This window comes from Streptomyces sp. TG1A-60, from assembly GCF_037201975.1.
GTDB lineage: Bacteria > Actinomycetota > Actinomycetes > Streptomycetales > Streptomycetaceae > Streptomyces.
On the sequence record NZ_CP147520.1, the window covers coordinates 6,083,441 to 6,100,108 of the forward strand.

13 protein-coding genes and 1 pseudogene are annotated in these 16,668 nt (G+C 71.9%); 4 read left to right on the forward strand and 10 right to left on the reverse strand.

The window, feature by feature from the left end:
• The first annotated feature begins 90 nt into the window (after nt 1-90).
• The gene (locus tag WBG99_RS26430; RefSeq protein WP_338898685.1) at nt 91-372 is read left to right on the forward strand and encodes a hypothetical protein; all 282 of its coding nucleotides are present in this window, start codon (nt 91-93) and stop codon (nt 370-372) included.
• Nucleotides 373-409: 37 nt separating this feature from the next.
• On the opposite strand, the gene WBG99_RS26435 is transcribed toward WBG99_RS26430, so the two are convergent.
• Together WBG99_RS26435 and WBG99_RS26440 are read right to left on the reverse strand one after the other, a co-directional pair.
• A complete protein-coding gene (locus WBG99_RS26435; protein ID WP_338900498.1) occupies nt 410-928 on the reverse strand; it encodes a DUF4240 domain-containing protein in 519 nt (172 codons plus the stop codon).
• Nucleotides 929-980: 52 nt separating this feature from the next.
• Complete coding sequence (locus WBG99_RS26440; RefSeq protein ID WP_338898686.1) at nt 981-1,958, reverse strand: WYL domain-containing protein; 978 nt, start codon at nt 1,956-1,958, stop codon at nt 981-983.
• A gap of 142 nt (nt 1,959-2,100) precedes the next feature.
• Here WBG99_RS26440 and WBG99_RS26445 point away from each other — a divergent pair, with 142 nt between their 5' ends.
• Complete coding sequence (locus WBG99_RS26445; RefSeq protein ID WP_338898687.1) at nt 2,101-3,693, forward strand: sodium-dependent transporter; 1,593 nt, start codon at nt 2,101-2,103, stop codon at nt 3,691-3,693.
• Nucleotides 3,693-3,836, forward strand: a complete 144-nt coding sequence (locus WBG99_RS26450) for a methionine/alanine import family NSS transporter small subunit (RefSeq protein ID WP_338898688.1) — start codon at nt 3,693-3,695, stop codon at nt 3,834-3,836. The genes WBG99_RS26445 and WBG99_RS26450 overlap by 1 nt, the downstream gene beginning before the upstream one ends.
• A 78-nt stretch (nt 3,837-3,914) precedes the next feature.
• Here the strand turns inward: WBG99_RS26450 and aceE are convergent, their stop codons facing one another.
• The 6 genes from aceE to WBG99_RS26480 all read right to left on the reverse strand — a co-directional run bounded on the left by aceE (nt 3,915) and on the right by WBG99_RS26480 (nt 14,174).
• Nucleotides 3,915-6,617, reverse strand: coding sequence for a pyruvate dehydrogenase (acetyl-transferring), homodimeric type (gene aceE, locus WBG99_RS26455; RefSeq protein ID WP_338898689.1), 2,703 nt, complete (start codon nt 6,615-6,617; stop codon nt 3,915-3,917).
• Between the two features lie 311 nt (nt 6,618-6,928).
• Nucleotides 6,929-7,570, reverse strand: a complete 642-nt coding sequence (locus tag WBG99_RS26460; RefSeq protein WP_338898690.1) for a GntR family transcriptional regulator — start codon at nt 7,568-7,570, stop codon at nt 6,929-6,931.
• Between the two features lie 325 nt (nt 7,571-7,895).
• Complete coding sequence (gene sucB / locus WBG99_RS26465) at nt 7,896-9,683, reverse strand: 2-oxoglutarate dehydrogenase, E2 component, dihydrolipoamide succinyltransferase (RefSeq protein ID WP_338898692.1); 1,788 nt, start codon at nt 9,681-9,683, stop codon at nt 7,896-7,898.
• Nucleotides 9,684-9,742: 59 nt separating this feature from the next.
• A complete protein-coding gene (gene lpdA / locus WBG99_RS26470; protein WP_338898693.1) occupies nt 9,743-11,131 on the reverse strand; it encodes a dihydrolipoyl dehydrogenase in 1,389 nt (462 codons plus the stop codon).
• A gap of 272 nt (nt 11,132-11,403) precedes the next feature.
• Entirely contained in the window at nt 11,404-12,942 is a 1,539-nt protein-coding gene (locus WBG99_RS26475; protein ID WP_338898694.1) for a leucyl aminopeptidase, read from the reverse strand.
• Nucleotides 12,943-13,439: 497 nt separating this feature from the next.
• Nucleotides 13,440-14,174: an adenosylcobinamide-GDP ribazoletransferase gene (locus tag WBG99_RS26480; protein ID WP_338900499.1), complete on the reverse strand. Its 735-nt coding sequence runs from the start codon at nt 14,172-14,174 to the stop codon at nt 13,440-13,442.
• 168 nt (nt 14,175-14,342) lie between these two features.
• Between WBG99_RS26480 and WBG99_RS26485 the strand changes: the two genes are divergently transcribed.
• Nucleotides 14,343-15,164: a hypothetical protein gene (locus WBG99_RS26485; protein WP_338898695.1), complete on the forward strand. Its 822-nt coding sequence runs from the start codon at nt 14,343-14,345 to the stop codon at nt 15,162-15,164.
• Here the strand turns inward: WBG99_RS26485 and WBG99_RS26490 are convergent.
• Together WBG99_RS26490 and cobT are read right to left on the reverse strand one after the other, a co-directional pair.
• A pseudogene (locus tag WBG99_RS26490) lies at nt 15,050-15,388 on the reverse strand (hypothetical protein); the annotation flags it as partial. The gene WBG99_RS26485 and the pseudogene WBG99_RS26490 sit on opposite strands and share 115 nt — an antisense overlap.
• 21 nt (nt 15,389-15,409) lie before the next feature.
• Entirely contained in the window at nt 15,410-16,528 is a 1,119-nt protein-coding gene (gene cobT / locus WBG99_RS26495; protein ID WP_338898696.1) for a nicotinate-nucleotide--dimethylbenzimidazole phosphoribosyltransferase, read from the reverse strand.
• Nucleotides 16,529-16,668 lie beyond the last annotated feature (140 nt).

Genomic DNA, 16,668 nt, shown 5'->3' on the forward strand with positions numbered 1-16,668 from the left:
GAGGTTCACAGACAGCGCGCCGGGTCTCACAGAATTCTCCAAGATCCGCGCCCTAATTTCGTCGTGTCACGTCGACCGGAGGTGGGGAAAATGATCAGCCGTCGTACGAAGAACACGTCTCGCAGCCCGAAGAGGTCCTGGTCCTCGGCCCTGCGGAGCCCCTGGACGGTGGCCTGCGCGACCGTCGTGGTCGTGCTCGGCCCGTCCGCCGTCACCGCGTCCGCCCTGGAACGCGCCAACTCCGCACCCCTGCACGGGGCGTCCGCCCCCGAGCACCCGGCCCCGGACCGGGAACGCCACCGCGCCCAGGCGCACACCACCGAGCAGTACGCCTACCTGCCGCGCACCACACACCGGGGGCTGCGCGCCTGAACCGCGCCGACGCCGCCCCGACGCCGCGCCGGCAGTCCTAGGCCCGGAAGCGCTCCCAGAGCTTCGGACAGCGTTCCGCGAGCGCGGACTCGTTCTCGAAGTCGACCGGGGTGCCCTCGGGTTCGGCGGGCGCGGGCGGGATGCCGAGGTCGGGGGCGACCACGCCGGTGAGCTGCTCGTACGCCTCGTCCGCGGCGTAGCCCAGCTCCTCGCCGTCCCCGTCGATCTCCTCGTCGAAGTCGTCCAGCAGATCGGCGAGCGAGTCGGGGTCGTGCACCGCGCCCTCGAAGACCTCCCGGCCCTGACCGATCAGCCAGCACCGGAAGAAGTCGAACGTGTCGTCGCCGGCCCCGTCGAGCAGCACCCAGGCGGCACCCCACAACTCCCAGGTGTACGCGCGGTTGTAGCGGGCCTCGAAGTGACGGGCGAAGTCCAGGACCGACTCGGGGTCCAGCCGCAGGAGCCGCTCCACGAGCAGGTCGGCCTGTTCCTCCGGGTCGCCCTCGGCGTCCTCGCGGGCGGTGTCCACCAGGTCCCAGAACTCGGTCTCGTCCATCACGGGTCCAGCATCGGCCCTGGAACCGGGCGACGCACCCGGACTGCGGGATTCACCGCGGCCGGTACAGTTCCGCCAGCCGTGCCGCCTCCTCGGCGAACCGCTCCCGCAGGGTGCCGGGCGCCAGCACCTCGACCTCCGGCCCCAGCGCCGTCAGCTGGGTGTGCGCGACCTCCTCGGACTCCACCGGCAGGGTCACCGTCACCCACCCGTCACCGTCCGGTTCACCCGCGCCGGCCAGTGCCTCCCGCGCGGACGGCGAGTCCAGGGCGTACGGCAGTCCGCGCACCCCTTCCGCGGACAGCCGCACCACGACCTCGACCCGCAGGATCGACCGGGCGAACTGCTCCGCCCGCTGCTCCCACAACGCGGGCAGGGAGAACTCCTGGTCGCGTTCGAAGACCTCCTCGCCCGCCTCCACGGCCGTGAACCGGTCGATCCGGTAGACCCGGAAGGCCCCGTTCCCCGCCACCCGCGCGCACAGGTACCAGGCCCCCGCCTTCAGGACGAGCCCGTACGGCTCCAGCTCCCGCACGACCTCGCTCTCCCCGCGCCGGTAGCGCGCGGTGATCCGCCGGTCGTCCCACACGGCGTCCGCCACCGCGGGCAGCAGCTCGGGCGTCCTCGGCTCGTGGAACCAGTTCGGCGCGTCCAGGTGGAAGCGCTGCGCGGCCGTGCTCGAGGCGTCCCGCAGTGAGGGCAGCAGCGCGGCCGACACCTTCAGCCGGGCCGCCGAGGCGGCGCCCTCCAGGCCCATCTCGCGCAGCGCGCCCGGGACTCCGGACAGGAACAGCGCCTCCGCCTCGCTGCGGGCGAGACCCGTCAGCCGGGTCCGGTACCCGCCGACCAGCCGGTAGCCGCCGGCCCGCCCCCGGCCCGCGTACACCGGCACCCCCGCCTCGGACAGCGCCTGCGCGTCCCGCGTGACCGTACGCTCCGACACCTCCAGCTCCCGCGCCAGCTCGGCGGCGGTCATCGAGGTCCGGGACTGGAGCAGCAGCACCATCTTGATCAGCCGGGCGGCACGCATGACCGCCATTGTGCCGGGTGCGTCACCTGCACGGACGCACGCACCCTGTGGTGCCCGTGGAACCGCTGTTAACGTCGAGCGAAGTGCGTCATTCCGGAGGTTCTTCGGTCCGATCGGGACGTCCCTGAAGAAGGACAGGCACATGGCGAATCAGCCTCGCGAACAATGGGCCACACGAACAGGCTTCCTACTGGCGGCGATCGGTTCCGCCATCGGCCTGGGCAACATCTGGCGGTTCCCGGCCGTCGCCTACGAGAACGGCGGCGGCGCCTTCCTCCTGCCCTACCTCATCGCCCTGCTCACGGCCGGTATCCCGCTGCTCATCATGGAGTACACGATCGGGCGCAGATACCGGACCTCGCCCCCCGCCGCACTGCGGCAGATGGCCCGCCCGGCGGAGGTGATCGGCTGGTGGCAGGTGGCGATCTCCTTCGTGATCGCCACGTACTACGCGGTCATCATCGCCTGGGCGGTGCGCTACGTCGGCTTCTCCGCCGACCGGGCCTGGGGCGACGATCCGGAGGGCTTCCTCTTCGGCAGCTTCCTCAAGGCCTCCGACACGCCCGGCTTCGTCTCCGGATACGTCTCCGGGGTGCTCTGGCCGCTCATCGCCGTCTGGGTGGTGGTGCTGGGCATCCTGGCGTTCGGCATCCGGCGCGGCATCGAGAAGGCCAACAAGGTCTTCATCCCGCTGCTGGTGATCTTCTTCGTGGCTCTGGTGGTCCGGGCCGTCACCCTGAGCGGGGCCGCCGAGGGCCTGGACGCCTTCTTCTCGCCCGACTGGTCCGAACTAGCCAACGGCAGCGTCTGGGTGGCCGCCTACGGCCAGATCTTCTTCTCGCTGTCGATCGGCTTCGGCATCATGGTCACCTACGCGTCCTATCTGCGGCGCCGCGCCGACCTCACCGGCTCCGCCCTGGTCGCCGGATTCGCGAACAGCTCCTTCGAGATCCTCGCCGGCATCGGCGTGTTCGCCGCGCTGGGCTTCATGGCGCAGGCCGCGGGCGTGCCGGTCGGTGACGTGGCCACCGCGGGCCTCGGACTGGCCTTCGTGGCCTTCCCGACCGTCATCTCCGAGATGTGGATGGGAGGCCTGTTCGGTGTCGTCTTCTTCGTGTCGTTGGTGATCGCGGGTCTGTCCTCGCTGATCTCCATCGTGCAGGTGGTGGTCTCCGCCGTGCAGGACCGCACCGGTATGCGCCGCGTTCCCGCCGTCCTCGCTGTCGGCGGTGCCGTGGCGCTCGCCTCGATCCTGCTCTTCCCGACCAACGAGGGCATCTACCTCCTCGACGCCTCCGACCACTTCATCAACCAGTACGGCATCGCACTGGCCGCGCTGGTCGGCGTCATCGCGGTGGCCTGGCTGATGCGGAAGCTGCCCGAGCTGCAACGGGACGCCGACGCCACCTCCGCCGTGCGGCTCGGCCACTGGTGGCGGATCTGCCTCGGCGTCATCACCCCGGTGGTTCTGGGCTGGATGATGGTCGACAGTCTGCGCGCGGAGTTCGACGAGAACTACGAGGGCTACTCCACCGACTTCCTGCTGGGCGCCGGGTGGAGCGTGGCGATCGGCGCGCTGCTGGTCGGCGTGCTGCTCTCGCTGATCCCGTGGAAGGCGGCCGAGGGCGGACTGTCGGACCTGGGCCTGGAGACCGCCGAGGAACAAGGGGCGCACCGCAGGCACGGACGGCCCGACAGCGGCAGTGGCACGAGCGACGGAAGGGAGGACCGCTGATGTCCGCAGGCGCCATCATCATGATGATCATCGCGATTCTGATCGTGTGGGGCGGTCTGGTGCTGGCGATCGTGCGGCTGCGCGGGCACCCCGACCCGCAGGCGGAGCCCGACGAGGCACCGGTCCAGGACCCGGGACGGTAGGCCGACGGGCGGGAACCACGCCGGCTCCCGCGCCCGGTGCCCAGCGGCACCGGGCGTGGGAGCCGACGGCTCACGGGCTCACAGCCCGTACCGCTCGCGGGCCTCCTTCACGGCCGCCGCCTTCACCTCGCCGCGCCGGGCCAGCTGGGCCAGGGCCGCGACGACGATCGACTCGGCGTCGACACCGAAGTGGCGGCGGGCCGCGTCACGGGTGTCCGACAGACCGAAGCCGTCGGCACCCAGCGAGGACCAGTCCTGCTCGACCCACTGGGCGATCTGGTCCGGGACCTGACGCATGTAGTCGGAGACCGCGAGCACCGGGCCCTCGGCCCCCTGGAGCGCCCGGCGCACGAACGGCACCCGCTCCTCGCCGCGCAGCAGCGCCTCGTCGGCCTCCAGCGCGTCCCGGCGCAGCTCGCTCCACGAGGTCGCCGACCACACGTCGGCCGCCACCCCCCACTCCTCGGCCAGCAGCCGCTGCGCCTTCAGCGCCCAGTGGATCGCCGTACCGGAGCCGAGCAACTGGATCCGCGGCGCGTTCGCCGCCGGGGTCAGGCCCGCCGACTCCGCCGTGTTGAAGCGGTACAGGCCCTTGACGATGCCCTCGTCGAGGCCGGCGACGGACGGCTTGGCGGGCTGCGGCAGCGGCTCGTTGTAGACGGTCAGGTAGTAGAAGACGTTCTGGTCCTCGCCCGGAGCCGCCTCGCCGTACATGCGGCGCAGACCGTCCTTGACGATGGCGGCGACCTCGTAGGCGAACGCGGGGTCGTAGGTCATCGCGGCCGGGTTGGTCGCGGCGATCACGGGGGAGTGGCCGTCGGCGTGCTGGAGGCCCTCGCCGGTCAGCGTGGTGCGGCCCGCGGTGGCGCCGATCAGGAAGCCGCGGCCGAGCTGGTCGCCGAGCTGCCACATCTGGTCGGCCGTGCGCTGCCAGCCGAACATCGAGTAGAAGATGTAGAAGGGGATCATCGCCTCGCCGTGCGTGGCGTACGCGGTGGACGCGGCGATGAAGTCCGCCATCGAACCGGCCTCGGTGATCCCCTCGTTGAGGATCTGGCCGTCCTTGGCCTCCTTGTAGTACATCAGCTGGTCACGGTCGACCGGCTCGTACGTCTGGCCCTTGGGGGAGTAGATCCCGAGGGACGGGAACAGCGACTCCATGCCGAAGGTGCGGGCCTCGTCGGGCACGATCGGCACCCAGCGCCTGCCGCTCTGCTTGTCGCGGACCAGGTCCTTGACCAGGCGTACGAAGGCCATGGTCGTCGCGACGTTCTGCGAGCCGGAGCCCTTGTCGAACGAGGTGAACGCCTTCTCGGCGGGGGCCGGCAGGGGCGCGAGGGCGTGCGTACGGCGGGCCGGGGCGGGGCCGCCGAGGGCGGCGCGGCGCTCCTGGAGGTAGCGGACCTCGGCGGAGTCGGCGCCCGGGTGGCCGTAGGGCACGACGCCGTCGACGAAGTCGCTGTCCCTGATCGGCAGTTCGAGCAGGTCACGCATCTTCTTGAACTCGTCCACCGTCAGCTTCTTCATCTGATGGTTGGCGTTCTTCGAGGCGAAGCCCTCGCCGAGGGTGAAGCCCTTGACGGTCTGGGCCAGGATGACGGTCGGCGCTCCCTTGAACTCGACGGCGGCCCGGTACGCGGCGTGGACCTTGCGGGCCTCGTGACCACCGCGGGAGAGGTGGAAGCACTCCAGGATCCTGTCGTCGCTCAGCAGCTTCGCCATCTCGACGAGCGCGGGGTCGGCGCCGAAGAAGTCCTGGCGGATGTAGGCGGCGTCGCGGGTCTGGTACGTCTGGACCTGTGCGTCGGGCACCTCGCGCAGTCGGCGGACGAGCGCGCCGGTGGTGTCGAGCCGGAACAGCTCGTCCCAGGCGGAGCCCCAGAGCGTCTTGATGACGTTCCAGCCGGCGCCGCGGAACTGCGCCTCCAGCTCCTGCACGATCTTGAAGTTGGCGCGGACGGGGCCGTCGAGGCGCTGCAGGTTGCAGTTGATGACGAAGGTGAGGTTGTCCAGACCCTCGCGGGCGGCGAGGGCGAGTGCCGCCGTCGACTCCGGCTCGTCCATCTCGCCGTCGCCGAGGAACGCCCAGACGTGGGAGTCGGAGACGTCCTTGATGCCGCGGCTGGTGAGATACCGGTTGAAACGGGCCTGATAGATCGCCGAGAGCGGACCGAGTCCCATGGAGACGGTCGGGAACTCCCAGAGCCAGGGGAGGCGGCGCGGGTGCGGGTACGACGGAAGGCCGCCGCCGCCCGCCTCGCGACGGAAGTTGTCGAGGTGGTGCTCGTTCAGACGGCCGTCGAGGAAGGCGCGGGCGTAGATGCCGGGGGAGGCGTGGCCCTGGATGTAGAGCTGGTCGCCGGAGCCGTCGGCTTCCTTGCCTTTGAAGAAGTGGTTGAAGCCCGTCTCGTAGAGCCAGGCGGCGGAGGCGAAGGTGGCGATGTGGCCGCCGACGCCGTACTTGCTGCCGCGGGTGACCATCGCGGCGGCGTTCCAGCGGTTCCAGGCGGTGATACGGCGCTCCGTCGCCTCGTCGCCGGGCACGGACGGCTCGGCGGCGGTGGGGATGGTGTTGACGTAGTCCGTTTCGAGGAGCTTGGGCAGCGCGATGCCGTTGCCCTCCGCGCGCTCCAGGGTGCGGCGCATCAGGTACGCCGCGCGGTGCGGCCCGGCCGCCTTGGTGACGGCGTCCAGCGAGGCCTGCCATTCGGCGGTCTCCTCCGGATCACGGTCGGGGAGCTGGTCGAGCGCGCTCGGCTGGATGGCGTTGGGGTCGGTCATCGCGCCGCCTTCCTCAGTCGAAGGGGTTCCCTCATCGGTAAACGGGGTCGGGGGTTGCCCTTGTCTTTGGCAGGACAGGGCGGAAGGCCTCGCCGCGGTGTCGAGGTGTGACGCCGCCGCGTGGTCCGTCGGCGACTGTAACCCGCTGATCGATGATCGATCAAAGGATCCTGAGCAAAATCTCTCGATCACGAGAAAGTCGGCACGGGGTGCCCCCGGCAGAGACACCGGGTGCCGTGTCATGGCGGAGTTTGTGCAGGTGGGACGGCGTTCTGAGCGGAGGGCCGCTCGGCTGTCGAGGGCTCGCGCGGTTACGCCGGCTCGTCTCCCGTGTGCGGTGCGCAGCCCAGAACGTGGGACTTGACGAGGTCCGCGATACGGGGATCGCGACGGCGGAAGGCGGCGACCAGCTCTTCGTGCTCCTCGGCGTAGGACTGCTGGACCGTGCCCAGCCAGCGGATGGACAGGGCCGTGAAGACCTCGATGCCCAGGCCCTCCCAGGTGTGCAGCAGCACCGAGTTGCCGGCCGCCCGCACCAGCTCGCGGTGGAACGCCACGGTGTGCCGCACCTGGGACGTGCCGTCGGCGTTGCGGTCCGCCTCGTACAGCGCGGCCACATGCGGCTCCAGCGCCGAGCAGTCCTCCGCCAGCCGCTCCGCCGCCAGCTCCGCCGCGATCGCCTCCAGGCCGGCCCGCACCGGGTAGCTCTCCTCCAGGTCGGCCGCGGTCAGGTTCCGCACCCGGACGCCCTTGTTCGGCGCGGATTCGATCAACCGCAGCGACTCCAGCTCGCGCAGCGCCTCCCGCACCGGCGTCTGACTGACCTCCAGCTCCGTCGCGATCCGCCGCTCCACGATCCGCTCACCCGGCTTCCACCGCCCGCTCACGATCCCCTCCACGATGTGCTCGCGGATCTGTTCGCGCAGCGAGTGGACGACGGGCGCGGTGGTCATGCGGGCTCCTTCGGCGGGGGACAGAGCCCCAGGGGCGTTGACTTCTAGACAATAAAGCCGCGACCCCGCCGGTGAGAGGCGCACGGGGGCGCTTTCGCGCAGGTGAGACGAGACTTACACGCCCCCACGGAGGTCCGTTCTGTAAAGATCCGTACCGGCCGGACTCCCGGGCGGGCGTGGCCGTCCAGGGCCGGTTCCCTCTTCCCCGCAAGGGCGGCGAACGCACCGGTGCCCCGCCCGGAGAACTCCGGACGGGGCACCGTCGTACTGCGACCGGACGCCGCTGACCGGCGGCTCCGATCAGACGGCCCTGGTCAAGGGGGCGTCACAGGCCGAGCTCGACCTCGAACTCGCCCGCCTCCAGGATCGCCTTGACGGCCGACAGGTAGCGGGCCGCGTCGGCGCCGTCGACCAGCCGGTGGTCGTAGGAGAGGGTGAGGTAGGTCATGTCGCGGACGCCGATGACCGTGCCCTCCTCCGTCTCGATCACGGCGGGGCGCTTGACCGTGGCGCCGACGCCGAGGATCGCGACCTGGTTCGGCGGCACGATGATCGTGTCGAAGAGCGCGCCGCGCGAGCCGGTGTTGGAGATGGTGAAGGTCGCGCCGGAGAGCTCGTCCGGGGTGATCTTGTTGGCCCGGACCTTGCCCGCCAGGTCGGCGGTGGCCTTGGCGATGCCGGCGATGTTGAGGTCGCCCGCGCCCTTGATGACCGGGGTCATCAGGCCCTTCTCGGAGTCCACCGCGATACCGATGTTCTCGGCGTCGAAGTAGGTGATCGTGCCCTCGGCCTCGTTGATCCGGGCGTTGATGACCGGGTGGGCCTTCAGCGCCTGGGCCGCCGCCTTCACGAAGAACGGCATCGGGGAGAGCTTGACGCCCTCGCGGGCCGCGAAGGAGTCCTTCGCCTGCGCGCGGAGCTTCATCAGGCGGGTGATGTCCACCTCGACCACCGAGGACAGCTGGGCCTGCTCGTGCAGGGCCTTGACCATGTTGTCGCCGATGACCTTGCGGATGCGGGTCATCTTGACGGTCTGGCCGCGCAGCGGGGAGGCCTCCAGCTTCGGGGCCTTCCCGGCGGGGGCAGGGCCCCCGGCGGCGGCCGGTGCCGGAGCGGCGGCAGCGGCCTTGGCGGCCTCGGCGGCGGCGATGACGTCCTGCTTGCGGATCCGACCGCCGACGCCGGTGCCCTTGACGGAGGCGAGGTCGACACCGTTCTCGGCGGCGAGCTTGCGCACCAGCGGGGTGACGTACGCGCCCTCGTCCGTGGCCTTCGCGGCAGCGGGCCCTCCGGCGGTCGCGGCCGGAGCCGGGGTGGCCGGGGCGGGCGAGGGAGCCGGTGTCTCGGCGGCGGGCGCCGGGGCCGGCGTGGCGGGGGCGGCCGGCGCGGGGGCCGGGGCGGCGGGCGCGGGAGCAGCCGGGGCCGGTGCCTCGGCGGCGGGCTCCGGAGCCGGGGCGGCCGGGGCCGGGGCAGCCGCCGGAGCGGCACCCGGGGCGCCGATGACGGCCAGCTTCGCGCCGACCTCCGCCGTCTCGTCCTCGCCGACCACGATCTCCAGGAGCACACCGGAGGTGGGCGCCGGGATCTCGGTGTCGACCTTGTCCGTGGAGACCTCCAGCAGCGGCTCGTCGGCCTCGACGGAGTCGCCGACCTCCTTCAGCCAGCGGGTGACGGTGCCCTCGGTGACGGACTCGCCGAGCGCCGGGAGGACCACGTCGGTGCCCTCGGCGGAGCCACCGCCGGCGGAGGCCTCGGCGGTCGGGGCCGGAGCGGGCGCGGCCTGCTCGGTGGAGGGCTCGGCCTGCGCGGCCTGCTCGGGCTCGGCGGCCTGCTCGGGCTCGGGCTCGGCGGCCGGGGCGGCGGCGGGCGCGCCCGTGCCGTCGTCGATGACGGCCAGCTCGGCGCCGACCTCCACGGTCTCGTCCTCGGCGACCTTGATGGACGCGAGGACACCGGCGGCGGGGGAGGGGATCTCGGTGTCGACCTTGTCGGTCGACACTTCGAGCAGCGGCTCGTCGGCCTCTACGCGCTCACCCTCGGCCTTCAGCCAGCGGGTGACGGTGCCCTCGGTGACGCTCTCGCCGAGCGCCGGAAGGGTTACGGAAACCGCCATGGTTTCGGTTGCTCCTTAACGATTGCGGAAGTCTGGATCGTCGCTTGGTCGACCGAGGGTCAGTCGTGCGAGTGCAGCGGCTTGCCGGCCAGGGCCAGGTGGGCCTCGCCCATCGCCTCGTTCTGGGTCGGGTGGGCGTGGACGAGCTGCGCGACCTCGGCGGGCAGCGCCTCCCAGTTGTAGATCAGCTGGGCTTCGCCGACCTGCTCGCCCATGCGGTCGCCGACCATGTGGACGCCGACCACGGCACCGTCCTTGACCTGGACGAGCTTGATCTCGCCCGCGGTCTTGAGGATCTTGCTCTTGCCGTTGCCCGCGAGGTTGTACTTCAGAGCGACGACCTTGTCCGCGCCGTAGATCTCCTTGGCCTTGGCCTCGGTGATCCCCACGGAGGCGACCTCGGGATGGCAGTACGTCACGCGCGGCACGCCGTCGTAGTCGATCGGAACGGTCTTCAGACCGGCAAGGCGCTCTGCCACCAGGATGCCCTCGGCGAAGCCGACATGCGCGAGCTGGAGCGTCGGGACCAGGTCACCGACGGCCGAGACGGTCGGCACGTTCGTGCGCATGTACTCGTCGACGAGGACGAAGCCGCGGTCCATCGCGACGCCCTGCTCCTCGTAGCCGAGACCGGCGGAGACCGGACCGCGGCCGATGGCGACCAGGAGGACCTCGGCCTCGAAGGTCTTGCCGTCGGCGAGGGTCACGCGGACGCCGTCCTGCGTGTACTCGGCCTTCTCGAAGAAGGTGCCGAGGTTGAACTTGATGCCGCGCTTGCGGAAGGCGCGCTCAAGAAGCTTGGAGCTGTTCTCGTCCTCGACCGGGACGAGGTGCTTGAGGCCCTCGATGACCGTCACGTCGGTGCCGAAGGACTTCCACGCGGAGGCGAACTCGACGCCGATGACACCGCCGCCCAGCACGATCGCGGACTGCGGGACGCGGTCCAGCTTCAGCGCGTGGTCCGAGGAGATGATGCGGTTGCCGTCGATGTCCAGGCCCGGCAGCGACTTCGGCACGGAGCCGGTCGCGAGGAGCACGTGGCGGCCCTGGACGCGCTGTCCGTTGACGTCCACCGAGGTGGGCGACGAGAGGCGGCCCTCGCCTTCGATGATGGTCACCTTGCGCGAGGAGAGCAGCCCCGTCAGGCCCTTGAACAGGCCGTTGACCACATCGTCCTTGTACTTGTGGACGGCGGCGATGTCGATGCCCTCGAAGGTGGCCTTGACACCGAACTGCTCGCTCTCGCGGGCCTGGTCGGCGATCTCACCGGCGTGCAGCAGGGCCTTGGTGGGAATGCAGCCGTTGTGCAGGCAGGTGCCGCCCATCTTGCCCTTCTCGATCAGGGCGACGTCCAGGCCCAGCTGAGAGGCGCGCAGGGCCGCGGCGTAACCACCGCTACCACCGCCGAGGATCACTAGGTCGAAAACGGTGCTGGCGTCGTTCGCCACGTCACGTCCTCCATGCATGTGCGCCGTACGCCGGTCGTCCATGACCGGGCGGCGGCTGGGTGTCCGGCCGCTCTTCTTCGGCCCTGTGGTGGGGCCCTGTCCTGCCGAGCCCATCTTCGCACTTGTCGACGGGGAACGAGACGCCGGGCTGCTGTGTGAGACGTCGCACAGGAAACCCCGCGCCCCGAAAGGGGCGCGGGGAACTGCGCGATCAGCCGCACACGGCCCGCGGTCGCCCCGTACCAGGACGGACCGGGCCACTGGACGCGGCCTCAGCCCAGGTCGCCGGAGGCCGCCCGCTCGGCCAGCCGCACCAGAGTCCGGACGGCGGTCCCCGTCCCGCCCTTCGGCGTGTATCCGAAGGGACCCCCCTCGTTGAACGCCGGCCCCGCGATGTCCAGGTGCGCCCAGGTGATCCCCTCGCCGACGAACTCCTTCAGGAACAGCCCGGCGACCAGCCCGCCCCCGTACCGCTCACCCATGTTCGCGATGTCGGCGATCGGGGAGTCCATCCCCTTGCGCAGGTGCTCCGGCAGCGGCATCGGCCACGCCGGCTCGCCGGACTCCTCGGCGGCCTCGTGCACCGCCGTGCGGAACGCGTCGTCGTTGGCCATGATCCCGAACGTCCGGTTGCCCAGCGCCAGCATCATCGCCCCCGTCAGCGTCGCCACGTCGACGATCGCGTCCGGCTTGTCCTCGGACGCCTTGGCGAGCGCGTCGGCCAGCACCAGCCGGCCCTCCGCGTCGGTGTTGAGCACCTCCACCGTCCTGCCGCTGTACATGCGCAGCACGTCCCCCGGGCGGGTGGCGGAGCCGGAGGGCATGTTCTCGGCGAGGGCGAGCCAGCCCGTGACGTCGACCTCCAGCTTCAGGCGCGCGGCTGCGACGACCGCGGCGAACACGGCGGCGGCACCGCTCATGTCGCACTTCATCGTCTCGTTGTGACCCGCCGGCTTGAGCGAGATACCGCCCGAGTCGTACGTGATGCCCTTGCCGACGAACGCCAGGTGCTTCTTCGCCTTGGAGCTGGTGTACGACAGCCGCACCAGACGGGGCGTGGCCGCGGAGCCCGCGCCGACGCCGAGGATGCCGCCGTAGCCGCCCTTGGCGAGCGCCTTCTCGTCGAGGACGGTCACCTTGATGCCGTGCTCCTTGGCCGCGGTCTGCGCGACGGCGGCGAAGGCCTCCGGGTCCAGGTCGTTCGGCGGGGTGTTGATGAGGTCGCGGGCGCGGTTCAGCTCCTCGGCCACCGCGATGGCGCGCTCGGCGGCGGCCTTGTGGGCGCGGTCGCGGGGCTTGGCGCCGAGCAGGGCGACCTCGGCGAGCGGCGCCTTGCCGTTCTTCGCCTTCGGGTCCCTGGTGTTCTCCTTGTACGCGTCGAAGGCGTACGCGCCGAGGAGCGCGCCCTCGGCGACGGCGCTCACGGCGGCGGCGTCCGCGACGGGCAGCGCGAACGCGGCCTTCTTCGTACCGGCCAGCGCACGGGCCGCGGCACCGGCCGCGCGGCGCAGCGCCTCAGCGCCGAACGAGCCGTCCTTCCCGGGCTCCGATCCCAGGCCCACCGCCACGACGAGCGGCGCCTTGAAGCCGGACGGCGCGGGCAGCTTCGTGACCTCGCCCTCCGCGCCCGAGGCGCCGAGGGTCCCCAGGAGACCGGCCAGCTTGCCGTCGTACGCCTTGTCCACGGCCTCGGCACCCGGCGCTACGACCAGGTCCCCGGACCGGGATGCAGGGCCCTTCGCGACACCGACCACGATCGCGTCGGCACGGAGGCCCGACGCGGCGGCGGTACTGAGAGTGAGAGCAGTCACGGTGGTGGAATCTCGCTTCCGGTTGAGTTTCGGTGGCCGAACGGACGGGTCGACGTGCCGGGGACGAGCCTAGGCCCTTGTTCGGCCCATCGGACCTGAGGCGTGGCGCCGGTCGCGCACGCACCGCCCGCGCGGCGTCCGCTGCGACCAGCCTCCCTGAATTTCGGCCCGGCCCGTGCAGGGAGATCCCCATGACTCAGCCATAGGGGGATCCCTTGTCGCCGGGCCGGCGCCGTGGCTCCCGTGGTCAGCGCGGGTGGCCCCGCCGGTCTCCGCGCATAGCGCGGCAGCCCTTTTCGATCACCCCTGCGGGCGTTCACCCCTGTGTGGCGTCCTGGTCATTGTCGCGCCCTCGTTTGCCATGACCTGGATAGGTCCCGGCCGGTGAGTGATCAGCTCATCGGGTCGCGTCAGTTCCGCGGACTCCCCTGCTGAAGGAAGGGGAGCCGGGGGCGTGGCGCGAGGCATGCTGATCACCCGGAGGCCTTGGCGGAGGGTCACCCGAGGGTGAACACGACCAGCGCCGCCGTCGCCGCGGTCTCCGCCAGCGCGCCGAACACATCCCCCGTCACCCCGCCGAACCGCCGCGTACAGTGCCGCGACAGCAACTCGGCGGCACCGCAGCCGAGGGCGACCGCGACCACCGTACGGCCGATGTCGTACGGCCCGAAGAACGCTCCCCCGCCTGCCGCCGCACACCCGACCAGGCCGGCCGCGAGCAGCGCGCCCCGCACCGGCACCACCCCCGCCACCGCCGCGCCCAGCCCCTCGGGCCGGGCGGCCGTTACGCCCGTGCGCGCGGCCAGGGTCAGGGCCAGCCGGGCGGTGGTCGCCGAGACGGCCGCCGCGAGCGCGCCCAGCGTCCACGACCGGCCGTACACCTCGGCGAGCGCGGCGACCTGGGCCAGCAGCACCAGGACGAGGGCGATGACGCCGAACGGCCCGATGTCCGACTGCTTCATGATCCGCAGCGCGTCCTCGGCGGGCCTGCCGCTGCCGAGCCCGTCGGCGGTGTCGGCGAGCCCGTCCAGGTGGAGGCCCCGGGTGAGGACGGCAGGTACGGCGACGGAGGCCACGGCGGCGAGCGGCGGTCCGGCGCCCAGGACGAGCAGGAGGCCGCCGAGCGAGGCCGCGACCAGGCCGACGGCCAGCCCGGCCACGGGCGCGCACAGCATCCCGGCGCGCGCGGCCTCGCGGTCCCAGCGGTGCACCGTCACCGGCAGCACGGTCAGTGTGCCGAAGGCGAAACGGAGGCCGTCCGAGAGCGCGGGCGCGGGCGCGGACGCCGGGACCGTGGGACCGGGCTCGGGGGCCGTGGGCTCGGGGGTCGTGGACACCGGCGCAGGCTATCCGGCGGGCAGGGCAGCGCGCCCAGCGACGATGGTGGATAAAGTTCGCATATGGGTCTCTGGTGGGAGCGGAACATCATCGAGCCGGGCAAACTGCCGCTGCTTCTCGCGCTCACCGCGTTCGTACTGACGTTCCTGATCACCAGGGTCATCACCCGCCTCATCCGGGCGGGCAAGGGCCCGTTCCGCAACATCAGCGGCGGCGGGGGTGTGCACATCCACCACGTCGTCCCGGGTGTCGTCCTCGCCATCGTCGGCGGGTTCGGCTCGGTGGCCAGTGACCGGCACGGCTGGGGCGCACTGATCTCCGCCGTGCTGTTCGGCATGGGCGCGGGCCTGGTGCTGGACGAGTTCGCCCTGATCCTGCACCTCGCCGACGTGTACTGGAGTGAGGCGGGCCGCCGGAGCGTCGAGGTGGTCGTGCTGACGGCCGCCCTGGTGGGCCTGATGCTGGTCGGCTTTCTGCCCTTCGGTGTCAACGACCTCAGTGACGAGGAGCTCCAGGACCGCGGCGCCGTCATGGTCAGCATGGGGACGAACTTCCTCATCGCCCTGATCGCCCTCAGCAAGGGCAAGCCCCGGACGGCGATCTTCGGCGTGGTCATCCCGTTGATCGCCGTCATCGGCGCGATCCGTCTGGCCCGCCCCACCTCCGCCTGGGCCCGCCGTTTCTACCGGCGTCGCCCGCGCACCCGCGCCCGGTCCTGGCGGCGCGCCTACCGCCACGACCGCCGCTGGGCGGGCCCCGGCCGCCGCCTTCAGGACTGGATCGGCGGCACCCCGGACGTGACGCCGGCGCCGGGAGCAGCTCCGACGGCTGCCGCGAGTCCGCCCGGTCCGGCAGGGCCGACCGACCCGGCGCGGCGCCGCTGACGTACGGCGACGACCGCGCACACCACCAGCACCGCCGCGGTCGCCGCCAGATGCTCCTCGCCCGCGAGGTTCTCCTTCACCAGCACCTCGACGACCATGGCCACCACGACCGCGCCCGCCGTGACGTACGCCCGGTACCGCCACCCCGCGAACACGGCGAGCCCGACCACCGCCGCCGACGGCCCGGTGTCCACGACCCGCGCGTCCGACGCGGGCAGCCCCACGATTCGCCTGCCGGGGCACCGTCAGGTCGCGTCGTACTCCTCGGCGAGGTTCTTCTCCTCGGCCTTGTCCGCCGCGGGCGTCTCCGGCTCCGCCGGCTCCCGCTCCGGCAGCTCCGCCGCCAACGCCGCCGCGGCCTGCACGAGCGGCAGCGCGAGCAGCGCACCCGCACCCTCCCCGACCTTCACACCGTGATCGAGCAGCGGCTCGATGGCCATGCGGTCGAGCGCCTTGGCCTGGGCCGGCTCCCCACTGCTCTGCCCGGCGAGCCACCAGTCGGGCGCCCGGAAGGCGACCCGCTGGGCGACCAGCGCACACGCCGCCGACACGACTCCGTCCAGGATCACCGGCATCTTCCGCACCGCGCTCTGCAACAGGAACCCGGTCATGGCGGCGAGATCCGCCCCACCCACGGTCGCGAGCAACTGCAACTGGTCCCCGAGGACCGGCCGGGCCCGCCGCAGGGCGTCCCGTACGGCCGCGCACTTGCGCATCCACGCCAGGTCGTCGATCGCCCGGCCGCCGCGCCCGGTGACGACGGAGGCGTCGGTGCCGCACAGCCCGGCCACGAGGACGGCCGCCGCCGTGGTCCCGCCGACGCTCACATCGCCCAGGACGACGAGGTCCGTCCCGGAGTCCGCCTCCTCGTCCGCGAGGGCGACGCCCACCCGGAACGCGGCCTCCGCCTCCTCCCGGCTCAGCGCGTCCTCGACGTCGATGCGCCCGGACCCGCGCCGCACCCGGTGCCGTACGACCTCCGCGGGCAGCGTGTCCGGGTCGCAGTCGAGCGCGAGGTCCACCACGCGTACGGGGACGTCGAGCCGCCGCGCCAGCACCGCCACCGGGCTGCCGCCGTCGAGGACGCCCCGCACCAACTCCTCCGCGGTGCCCGCGGCCCGCGCGGAGACGCCGAGTCCGGCGATCCCGTGATCGCCCGCGAACAGCACCACACGAGCCTGGCCGATCGGCCGCACCGGCACGGCCGACTGCGCCGCAGCCAGCCACTCACCCAGGTCGTCGAGGCGGCCCAGCGCCCCGGGAGGCGCGATCTGCCTCTCCCGCCGCGCCTCGGCGTCGCGGCGCACCCCGCCGTCGGGGCGCTCGATCAGATCGGTGAAGTCGTCGAGATTAAGCGAGCTCATTCGCCGAACAGTACCGGCAGCGATCGAACACGACCCCGCCACACCGTGACCCCGCGACGTACGGACGCCGCACCACACCACCGGCACGTCATTGCACCCGGGATCGCGACCGTCTACGTACCGTTTTGATACGGAATATT

What these genes read in the sequence shown, in the direction of transcription:
- WBG99_RS26430 (WP_338898685.1), top strand. Translation starts at nt 91, where the DNA reads ATGATCAGCCGTCGTACGAAGAACACGTCTCGCAGCCCGAAGAGGTCC.
- WBG99_RS26435 (WP_338900498.1), bottom strand. Translation starts at nt 928, where the DNA reads ATGGACGAGACCGAGTTCTGGGACCTGGTGGACACCGCCCGCGAGGAC.
- WBG99_RS26440 (WP_338898686.1), bottom strand. Translation starts at nt 1,958, where the DNA reads ATGCGTGCCGCCCGGCTGATCAAGATGGTGCTGCTGCTCCAGTCCCGG.
- WBG99_RS26445 (WP_338898687.1), top strand. Translation starts at nt 2,101, where the DNA reads ATGGCGAATCAGCCTCGCGAACAATGGGCCACACGAACAGGCTTCCTA.
- WBG99_RS26450 (WP_338898688.1), top strand. Translation starts at nt 3,693, where the DNA reads ATGTCCGCAGGCGCCATCATCATGATGATCATCGCGATTCTGATCGTG.
- aceE (WP_338898689.1), bottom strand. Translation starts at nt 6,617, where the DNA reads ATGACCGACCCCAACGCCATCCAGCCGAGCGCGCTCGACCAGCTCCCC.
- WBG99_RS26460 (WP_338898690.1), bottom strand. Translation starts at nt 7,570, where the DNA reads ATGACCACCGCGCCCGTCGTCCACTCGCTGCGCGAACAGATCCGCGAG.
- sucB (WP_338898692.1), bottom strand. Translation starts at nt 9,683, where the DNA reads ATGGCGGTTTCCGTAACCCTTCCGGCGCTCGGCGAGAGCGTCACCGAG.
- WBG99_RS26485 (WP_338898695.1), top strand. Translation starts at nt 14,343, where the DNA reads ATGGGTCTCTGGTGGGAGCGGAACATCATCGAGCCGGGCAAACTGCCG.
- cobT (WP_338898696.1), bottom strand. Translation starts at nt 16,528, where the DNA reads ATGAGCTCGCTTAATCTCGACGACTTCACCGATCTGATCGAGCGCCCC.